General features: G+C 62.6%; 5 protein-coding genes. All 5 read left to right on the plus strand.

The annotated features are described in order from the left end of the window. Positions 1 to 72: 72 nt before the first annotated feature. Positions 73 to 951, plus strand: a complete 879-nt coding sequence (locus tag HP499_RS00395) for an NAD(P)-dependent oxidoreductase (RefSeq protein ID WP_172322003.1) — start codon at positions 73 to 75, stop codon at positions 949 to 951. A gap of 88 nt (positions 952 to 1,039) precedes the next feature. After that, on the plus strand, positions 1,040 to 1,963 hold the full coding sequence (locus tag HP499_RS00400; protein WP_172322004.1) for a biotin--[acetyl-CoA-carboxylase] ligase: 924 nt from the start codon (positions 1,040 to 1,042) through the stop codon (positions 1,961 to 1,963). Continuing rightward, a complete protein-coding gene (locus tag HP499_RS00405; RefSeq protein WP_172322005.1) occupies positions 1,956 to 2,549 on the plus strand; it encodes a PH domain-containing protein in 594 nt (197 codons plus the stop codon). Before HP499_RS00400 ends, HP499_RS00405 begins: the two co-directional genes overlap by 8 nt. Then, entirely contained in the window at positions 2,539 to 3,717 is a 1,179-nt protein-coding gene (locus tag HP499_RS00410) for an adenylate/guanylate cyclase domain-containing protein (RefSeq protein ID WP_172322006.1), read from the plus strand. The genes HP499_RS00405 and HP499_RS00410 overlap by 11 nt, the downstream gene beginning before the upstream one ends. A 427-nt stretch (positions 3,718 to 4,144) precedes the next feature. After that, positions 4,145 to 10,261: an Ig-like domain-containing protein gene (locus tag HP499_RS00415; RefSeq protein ID WP_172322007.1), complete on the plus strand. Its 6,117-nt coding sequence runs from the start codon at positions 4,145 to 4,147 to the stop codon at positions 10,259 to 10,261. Positions 10,262 to 10,265: the final 4 nt, after the last annotated feature.

Here is a 10,265-nt window from a genome sequence, read left to right on the forward strand (position 1 = left end):
CAATTTTCCGCGTCCAAGCCAAAGCCACCCGCATGTTACCCGCCAGTAACATGGTTGGGTTAGAGTGTCCCCATGACTTCAAGCAACGACGCTTCCGGCGCACTTGCGCCCACGCAGACTCCCTACGTAGCTACTGGTTCGCTCAAGGGCAGGACCATCCTGATGTCCGGCGGCAGCCGGGGCATCGGCTTGGCCATCGCCACGCGTGCGGCCCGCGACGGTGCAAACATCGTGCTCATGGCCAAGACAGGGGATCCCCATCCCAAACTCGAAGGCACGGTTTTCACCGCCGCCGATCAGCTGGTCGCTGCCGGTGGCCAGGCATTGCCGCTCGTAGGGGACGTGCGCAATGACGACGACGTCGCCGCCGCTGTAGCCGCCGCCGTCGAGCGTTTCGGAGGTATCGACGTCGTGGTCAACAACGCCTCGGCCATCGACCTTTCCCGGACCGATGCTGTTGACATGAAGCGTTACGACCTCATGCAGGACATCAACGTTCGTGGCACCTTCCTGCTCTCCAAGCTCGCGCTGCCGGCGCTCAGGGAATCCAGCCACGGCCACATCCTCACCCTGTCCCCGCCCCTGAACCTGGACCCGAAATGGGCCGGCATGCATCTTGCCTACACCATGGCCAAGTACGGAATGAGCCTGACCACCCTGGGATTGGCCGAAGAGCTCAAGAACGACGGCGTGTCGGTCAACTCCCTCTGGCCTTGCACGCTGATTGATACAGCCGCGATCCGGAACATGCCCGGCGGGCAGCAAATCGTGCAAGCAGCACGGGGCCCCGAAATCATGGCCGATGCCGCACATGCTGTCCTGACCGGTTCCGGGGCAACAGGCAAATTCTTCACCGACGAAGAGGTCCTGACAGCTGCCGGTGTGTCGGATTTTTCGCCCTACAGCCTCGGTGCACCCGAAGGCCGCCTGGTTCCGGACATCTTTCTCTGATTTCCACGCGGGGTTCTCCGGGTGTATTCCCAGACCCTTTTCAGGGCACGGGCCATCTGTGTGCGCCGCAAATGGATAGGATTCAGCTATGGATGCCGAACAGCCAGACAGCAGCGAACCCCCTGTCCAGGGCGCCGGTCCCGAGCGGCCCGCGTTGGACCGGGAAGCATTGCTGCAGCCGGAGTTCCTGTCGGCAGCAGGCATTTCGCAACTGAACATCGTTCAATCCACGGGCTCCACCAACCAGGACCTGGTGCGGGCGGTCACCGTTGAGCCCAAGAAGTGGACTGACCTTTCCGTGCTGACCGCCGAACATCAGACGGCGGCTCGTGGACGGTTGGACCGGCAGTGGGAATCGCCCGAGCGTTCAGCGGTGTCTGTATCCATGGTGCTTCGTCCTGTCACAGCCGAAGGCATGCCGGTACCCACTCAGAGCTACTCGTGGCTGTCCCTCCTGGCTGCAGTTGCCCTGCGTGAAGCTTTGCAGGAAACGGCCGGGGTCACTGCCGATATCAAGTGGCCCAACGACGTCCTGGTGAACGGCCGCAAGATCGCCGGCATCCTGGCGCAGATGACGAACATCGGCGATGGCTCGGTTCCCGCCGTCGTCCTCGGCGTGGGCCTTAACGTGACGCTGGCTGAGGAGGAGTTGCCGGTCAAGACAGCGACGTCGCTAGCGTTGGAAGGGGCAACGACGACGGACCGCACCGCGCTGCTGAAAAGCTACCTGTCCCGCTTCGCACGGCTTTACCGCAGTTTCTGTAATTCAGAAGGAGATCCCGCCGCAGGTTTGGCCGGCGGACCTTCCCTGCACAAGCGGGTGGAGTCGGCCATGGTCACACTAGGCCGCGAGGTCCGGGCACATTTGCCGGGGGATCATGAGCTTGTGGGCCATGCTTCGCGTTTGGACGAGCACGGCTCCTTGCTGGTGGTGGACCACGGCGGCAGGGAACATGTTGTGACGGCGGGTGATGTGGTGCACCTGCGCGCCACAGAAAGCGGTTATGCGTAAAGAGTTGCTTCCGGGAGAGCAGGTCATCACCATCACGCGCCAACAGGCCCGCTCCCTCTTCTTTCCCGTGCTTGCCTTCGTTATTGCTCCGGCCCTCACAGGCTATGCCTGCGCTTGGATTGTCAAAGGCAATGCACAGCGGGTGGCGCCTTTCATTACGGCGGAATGGACTCCTTGGTTGATAGGGCTGTCCTTACTGCTGGCTGCGTGGCTGGTGGTTGGGTACAGCCTGCGGCGGGTGATGCGATGGAATTCCGTCCGGTACATCCTCACGAGCAGGCGGATACTTGCCAAATTCGGAATGTTCCGGCGTCGGGACTGGCAGATATCGCTGATGGCGATCCGCAATGTGGGAGTCCATCAGAGCATGCTCCAACGGGCTTTGCACTCAGGGAATATATCCTTGGATACCGGGCACTCCGGAACGGCCACCTTGGTGGATGTTCCAGACGTCGCGAAATTCCGGGGTTTCATTCTTGACGCGATGGACGAACTCCCGCAAGGTGAAGTTTTTGAGGGCCAAGTATTGACGGACTATGACCAGTTGCCATGGGAGCTGAGAGAAGGTGGAAGAGATGAGCGTTGAGGATCAGCAGTCCGGCGAGGACACGGACCAGGAGTTCGACGCCGTCCCTGAACCTTCAGTGGATGAGGACACCGAGGCCGGGCCTGCTCCGGTTGTCGTGCAAACAGGTCCGCCTACGGGTGTTATGTCCGCCGAGCGTCTGGCCATCAAGGCCTTGGAATCGAAGCTGCTGGGCGGCGAACGCAAGCTCCGTCGTCGTGAAGTTGCCGCAGGTGCGGGAGTTTCCATTCTCTCGGCGAGGAAAATCTGGCGTGCCCTGGGATTCCCGAACTTCGGCGACGAAGACGTTGCCTTTACGGAACGGGACCAAGCCGCTCTCTCCACCATCCTGGACCTCGTCCGGGCCGGGATATTGACCGAGGAAGCCGCCATCTCCGTCACCCGTTCCATCGGGCAGATGACAGACCGGATGGTGGTCTGGCAGATCGAAGCGCTGGTCGAAGACATGGTCTCCGAGCAGGGGATTCCGGATGCAGTGGCGCGCAAGCAATTGGTAGGCCAGTTGCCGGCCCTGGTGGATTCGCTCGAAGAGATCCTTGTGTACTCCTACCGCCGTCAACTCAACGCTGGTGTGCAGCGCCTCGCCGTTCGCGCTGAAGCCGGACTTCAGGCCAGCGAGGAAGGCCGTGAGGGCGACGAAGACGATTCGCCTTTGCCCCTGGCTCGGGCTGTGGGCTTCGCCGACCTCGTCTCCTACACCAGCCTTTCGCGCCGCATGAACGAGAAGACGCTCGCTCAGCTGGTGCAGCGTTTTGAGAACAAGTGCGCAGAAATCATTTCCGTGGGTGGCGGACGTCTGGTCAAGACCGTGGGCGATGAAGTCCTCTACATCGCCGAGACACCAGCCGCAGGGGCTGAGATTTCCCTGGCATTGGCGCAGGCCTTTACTGAGGACGAGATCCTGCCGCAATGCCGTGTCTCCATGGTTTGGGGTCGCATCCTGTCCAGGCTGGGTGACATTTATGGACCGACGGTCAACCTCGCTGCCCGCCTCACCACGTTGGCTCAACCGGGCACCGTCCTGGTGGACGCCATGACCGCAGCTGCGCTGGGGCAGGATGACCGATTCGTCCTGGTTCCGCAGAAGTCTGAAAATGTTCGCGGTTTCGGCGAGATCCATCCCGTCATGCTGGCCCGTGGCCGCGGCAAGGGTTTGGTGCTCGACTAGGCGCCTCCGGACGGGCCGCCTTCCAATGCGCATGCTCTCTCACTTCCCCCGGGTTTGAACCGGACGCTCTATCACTTCCCCCATGGTTTGACCCGGACGCTCTATCACGTCCCCCTGGTGTGAACCGGACGCTCTATCACGTCCCCCATGGTTTGAACCGGACGCTCTATCACGTCCCCCTGGTGTGGACCGGTCGCTCTATCACTTTCTTCAAGGAAGGGAGAGAGCGTTCGGGTTTAAGGGGTGTGATGTGGGAGAGCGTTCGGCTTTAGGGGGTGTGATGTGGGAGGGCGTGTGGGTGCGATTTAGGTCACGACTTAGCTAATCGATGGAGTAACCCGGTAGGCTGTGGGGTGATTGTGTCGTGTTGCGCCGTGGGGGTCGGCGATGGCGGCTCCGTGCTGCCTGAACTGTGGGGGAATGTGGGATGGCTCTGTCTGATGGGTCCGGAAAACGCCGTGCCAATAACCGCCGGCGGAAGGTCATCGCAGCCACTGCTTTCACTGCCGCCACAGCTGTCCTGGTAACAGGTGCCATCCTCTATCCGGGTTTCAAGACCACGGAGGTGGACCTGAACGACGGCGGTGTATGGGTGGTCAGCAAGACCAAGAACGCGGCCGGCCGCCTCAACTACCCGTCCAAGTCGCTGGATGGGGCAGTCACTCCAGCCAGTACCAACTTCGATATCCTCCAGCAGGCCGGCGACATTTTCATCGATGACGCCGATGGCGGGACCATCAACCCCGTCAGTGCAGCCAACATGCGCCTCGGTGGCGACCAAAAACTGCCAGGCTCGGCAGAGGTGAGCTTCGGCAACAAGGTCCTGGCTGTCACAGACCCCTCCAAGGGCAAAGTATGGGCCGTTTCGCCTACCTCCATAGGCGGTTTCAGCGATGAATCCGAACCCTTGTTCGAGCAGTCGCCCGGTGTGGTCTCAGTGGTGGGTGTGGATGACACCATCCATACGCTGGACCCGAAAACCGGGACATTGACGGCCACAAAGGTGGACATTGACGGTAGGTCCGTGGACTCGCAGGTCAGGAAAGACGACGCCTTAAAGGCCGACGGCGAAGTCCAGTTGGCAACCGTCGGCGACAAAGCAGTGGTCCTCAACGCGGCCACAGGCGAGATCGTGCTGCCCGGGGGCAACAGGGTGCATCTGGACGATGCCAGGGAAGCGAAACTGCAGCAGAGCGGCCCGGACGCCACCAGCGTCGCCATCGCCACTCCGAAAGCGCTGCTCCTGCAACCCTTGGACGGCGGAACCGCGAAGACTGTTCCGGCAGACGGGCAGGGGATTCCGGCCGCGCCGGTGCATCTGGGATCCTGCACGTACGCCGCGTGGTCCGGTGCCAACAAGTACGTCCGGGAATGCACCAACGAGGCAGATAACAGGCGGTCCGACGTTCCCAAGGCGAGTGCGTCGCCGTCGTACGTTTTCCGGGTCAACCGCGATCTCGTGGTGCTGAACGACGTCAACTCAGGCAACGTCTGGATGGTCAACCAGAACATGCAGTTGGTCAACAACTGGGATGACGTCATCCCGCCCCAACAGACCTCGGACGACGCCGAGAAGGACTCTGCGGATGAAGTCCAGCAGACAGTCCTTCCGGACAGGAGTAAGCCCAACACCGTGCCGGTGGCCAAACCTGATGCGTTCGGAGTCAGGGCCGGTAAGACCACCGTCCTGCCCGTCTTGGACAACGACGCAGATGCCGACGGCGATGTCCTCACGGTCAGCACCAGCGAGCCGTTGAAGTCAGGCGCTTTGTCCGCCGTTTACGGTGGCACCGGCTTCCAGATTGCGGTTCCCGCAGGGACCACCGGCTCGGAAACTTTCAAGTATTCGGCGGATGATGGCCGTGGCGGTACAGGCGGCGCCGATGTTGACCTGCGGGTTGTGCCAGCGGAGGAAAATAACGCCCCCCAGCCCAAGCCGAACCGGAACAACACGTTGGTGGTCCAGTCCGGGAAGATCGCCAGCCAGTTTGTTCTCACCGATTGGTTGGACCCCGACGGCGATGACATCTTTGCCGTCGCCGTCTCCAGCAGCGATCCCGCGGACCAGGTCCGGATCAGGCCTGATGGCTTGCTCACGTTTCAGGACTCGGGGGCGGGGCCGGGCCGTAAAACGCTGACTGTCAGTGTTTCGGACGGGTCGCTGACCACCCAAGGGCAGATCGGCGTTGACGTTCGTGCTCCCGGCGCACTGCCGCCGATCGCGAACGCGGACCATGTGGTTGCAGTGGCCGGCCAGGACACCGTGATCGCGCCCCTCAAGAACGACACCGACCCCCAAGGCGGCACCTTGCGGCTGGCTCAAGCCCAGCCGGATCCGCAGTCAACAGCCGTGGTGGGGCCGGACCAGCAAACCTTTACTTTCAATTCCACGACCGTGGGCGCCCACTATGTGACCTACATGGTGACCAACGGGCCTGCGAGTGCGCAGCAGTTGGTGCGTGTAGACGTTGTTTCCGGCAACAGCGACGGTGCGCCCGTAGCCGTCCGCGATATTGCGCTCCTGCCCAGCGGCGGCAGCACCGTGGTTGATGTTTTGGGCAATGACTCGGATCCCAGTGGGGGCGTCCTGGTGGTCCAGTCGGTCACGGCGGCGGACGGGCTTCCGGTATCGGTCGCGGTCCTTGACCACTCGGTCATCAAGATCACCGACATCCGTGCCCAGGGGCAGTTGTCTTTGAAATACACGATCTCCAACGGCAAAGCCTCCGCAACCGGGGACATTTCCGTCCAGGTTGTCCCGGCGCCCACCAAACTCCAGGCGCCGCAGGCGAAACCGGACGAAGTCTCCGTCCGTGCCGGCGACGTCGTCACCATCCCGGTCCTGGAGAACGATACAGACCCCAATGGTGGAGAACTGACGCTGGACCCGGTACTGGCCCAGCAGCCGGACGAGAAAGCCGGGCGGATCTTCCTTGCCGGCAACACCCTGCGCTACATCGCCGGCCAGGAACCCACCACTGTTTATGCCATCTACAAGGTCAGTAATGCCTCGGGTCAAACTGACTCGCAACAAGTCACCATCCGCATCCGCGCCCGCGACGACGCCACCAACACCAGGCCGGAGCCCCGGAATCTGACAGCCCGCGTGGTTGCGGGGATGACGGTAAGAATCCCTGTTCCCTTGGACGGCATCGATGCCGATGGCGACTCGGTGCAGCTGATGGGCATCGATAAAGCTCCCGAGCTGGGGACAGCGATCCTGCGGGACGGGTACCTCGAGTTCACCGCTGGAGGAACGTCTGCCGGCACTGACACCTTCAGCTACCGCGTACGGGACCGTATTGGTGCGGAGAACACCGGTACGGTGATCGTGGGCATCGCGCCTGCGGAAGCCGACAACCAGAAGCCCATCGCGGTGGACGACGTCATTGATGTCCGGCCCGGCCGACGGGTGGCGGTTAACGCACTGAAAAACGACTCAGACCCCGACGGCGACCCCATCGCTTTGGTGTCGGCGTTCGAGGCCAAGCCGGAACTGCAGGTTGAGGCCGCTGCAGGAAAGGTAGTCCTCACAGCGCCGGGTGCAGCCGGCACGGACAGCATCAGTTACCGGATCCAGGACGATAAGAAGGCTGAAGCAGCCGCGGTCATCCGTGTCCAGACCAGCCCGACAGCGCCACTACATGCCCCCGTGGCAGTGGACGACCGGATCACGCTGGCCGAGACCCTGGGTAAGACTGCGGTTGACGTTCCGGTGGTGAAGAACGATTCCGATCCCGACGGCGTGGCGGAGGACCTCACCATTTCCCTGCCGGACGGAAACCCGAATGCGCGCGTCGGAACCGCCGGAAACGTGGTGGTGACACTCCTGCCCGAGGACCAGCTGATTCCGTACACCGTCACGGACATTGACGGTCAATCAGCTACGGCCGTCATGTGGATTCCGGGCCAGGGCCTCCAGTACCCCACACTTTCCACCACGGAGATCGTGGAGGTCACAGCGGGGGAGGAAGTCACTTTGGCCCTCCAGGACCACGTCAAGGTCAGGGACGGCCGCCAACCCCGCATCACGGTGGCTGACAAGATCCGTGTCCTGGGCGGTGACTCCACCAACGTCATTGCTGGTGACGGTACTGCGCTGAGGTATGCGGCCCGGCCTGAGTACGTGGGGCCCGGGTCCATCACCTTCGAAGTGACCGACGGCAGTGGTCCGGACGATGCCGAGGGCTTGAAGTCCACCCTGACCATCCAGACCAAGGTGCTCCCGAACCCCAACGCCAACCACGCCCCCACCTTCAGTGGAGCTGCGATTGAGGCGCCGAAGGGAGATACCACCGAGCTGGACCTGGCCAACCTTGCCGCGGACGTTGATGAGCAGGACCAAGGCAAGCTCACGTTCAGCGTGGACGGTGACCTGCCCGGCGGATTCGACGCGCGGGTGGAGGGTACGGTCCTGAAAATCACCCCCGGAGGCTCACTCAACCCCGGTGCCCGCGGGACCGTGCCGCTCAAGGTGACAGACGGCCGCTCAGAGCCTGCGAAGGCAGCCGTCACCGTCTCCGTGGTCTCATCGAACCGACCCAAACCGGCAGCGAACGATGACGTCCTGGACAAGGCCAACGCCGGCAAGTCAGAAACCATCAATGTGCTGGGCAACGACTTCAACCCCTTCAGCGAACCCTTGACCGTGCTTTCTGCCGTGGTGGAAACCGGATCCGCATCGGGTGAGCCTGCCATTGGAGGCGACTCCATCACTGTGACGCCTGCCGACGGCTTCAAGGGGGTCCTGGTGGTCAGGTACACCATCAAGGACAAGACCGATGATCCCAGCCGGCAAGCCGTGGGCCGTGTCCGGATCACCGTGCGGGACAAGCCCGACGCTCCTTCGGCACCGGTGGCCACCGACGTCCGCAGCAAAACTGCCGTCCTCAAGTGGGCACCACCGTCGGACAATGGCGCAGCCATCACCAAGTACACGGTTAAAGCGGCCGGGTTCCAGCAGGAATGCCCCACCACCACCTGCACCCTCACTGGGCTCACCAACAACGTCAAGTACGTCTTCACCGTGGTTGCCACCAATGAGGTAGGCGAATCCCAGCCCTCTGTGCCCTCCAACGAGATCACTCCGGATGAGAAGCCGTCGCCCCCGGACGTCCCCACGGTCAAGGCCGGCGATAAGGACCTGGCGATCACTTGGACCCCTGCCAAAACCGAGGGTTCGCCGGTGAAGCACTACAATCTGGAGATCTCTCCACCGCCCGCCAACGGCATTGCCGTCAAGAACGATGTCACCGGCCTCAGCTACACCTGGCCGGGCCTGACCAACGGTGTGAAGTACAAGGTCCGTGCTCAGGCTGTCAATGACCTCGGCCCCTCAGACTGGGGGCTGTATTCCGCCGAGGACCACCCTGCGGGTATCCCCGCAACACCGGCGCCGCCGAGTACCACTGTGGTGTCCGCAGTTGGTGCGCAAAACCAGCTCCGTGTCGACTGGGCTGAGCCGGGCATCAATGGTGACCCCATCAAGAGCTATTACGTCACCATGAGCGGTGGCAGCGGCACCACCCAGACTCAGACCATTCCGGGGAACGTCCGGACAGCCACCTTCAAAGTTTCCACCAACGAATCGGCGTACACGTTTACTGTCCAGGCCGAGAACAAAGCAGGCAAGAGCCTGGTCAGCGCAGCCTCGCCACCGCGCAGGGCCACCGGAAAGCTGGGTACCGTTCAAAACGTCAGCGCGACGCCGGCCAACACCGGCGCCGCTGGTGGCCAGCTCACCATCAACTTCAGTGCGCTCGGCGACACCCAGCGCAACGGTTCCAAGGCCAACGAAGTCAGCTACACCTACTCCGCAGGCGGACGCTCCGGCGCCATCCAGCCCGGGCAGACCGTAGGAGGCTTCGCCAATGGCCAGGCCACCACCGTGACAGTGACGGCACATTCAACCGTGGCGCCCAGTTCCGATGCCGCTGCCGCGCCACCCGCCACGCCATTTGGTGCGCCGGGGACGCCGTCGGCGTCGGGGTCCAACGGAGCCGTGAACCAGAAATCGGTGACCTTCAACTGGTCGTCACCATCGGCATCCACCAACGATGTGAAGACGACGAAGATCCGCATCGACAACGGCGGGTGGGAGACTGTGGGAGCCTCGGGCAGCCGGACCATCAACACCGCCGGGTGGGAAGAGGCTCACAGCATCACGGTGCAGACGTTCAACTCGCTGGGAACCGGTGGGCCCGTGGCATCGGCCAGTGCCAAGTCCGGGCGCCAAGGGGAGTGGACCACCACCATGAACCCAGGAGCCGTGGTGCGGTCTTGCAGCTTTACCTTGGGCGGCGCGAACTATAGGGAATCGGACAGAACCTGCGACGGAAAGGGTGGCAACCAGCCACCTTGGTTCTACTCGGCTGATCAAGGACCGCTGGTTGTGCGTTGTTACATCGACCAGTCGGATCATGTCGTCGGCATGTTCCGCTGGTGGCGCATCGAATCAGGCTCCTACCGCAACGTGGGCCGGTACATCATCGCAGGTCACACCAACCTTCCAGATCCCGCAGGCATTGGAGCGCCCCCGTGCTGACGGC

This window comes from Paenarthrobacter sp. CM16 (genome assembly GCF_013179505.1).
Classification (GTDB): Bacteria; Actinomycetota; Actinomycetes; order Actinomycetales; family Micrococcaceae; genus Arthrobacter.

Excerpts from the sequence above, each read along its gene's own strand:
- HP499_RS00405 (WP_172322005.1), top strand. The coding sequence starts at position 1,956 with ATGCGTAAAGAGTTGCTTCCGGGAGAGCAGGTCATCACCATCACGCGC.
- HP499_RS00395 (WP_172322003.1), top strand. The coding sequence starts at position 73 with ATGACTTCAAGCAACGACGCTTCCGGCGCACTTGCGCCCACGCAGACT.
- HP499_RS00400 (WP_172322004.1), top strand. The coding sequence starts at position 1,040 with ATGGATGCCGAACAGCCAGACAGCAGCGAACCCCCTGTCCAGGGCGCC.
- HP499_RS00415 (WP_172322007.1), top strand. The coding sequence starts at position 4,145 with ATGGCTCTGTCTGATGGGTCCGGAAAACGCCGTGCCAATAACCGCCGG.
- HP499_RS00410 (WP_172322006.1), top strand. The coding sequence starts at position 2,539 with ATGAGCGTTGAGGATCAGCAGTCCGGCGAGGACACGGACCAGGAGTTC.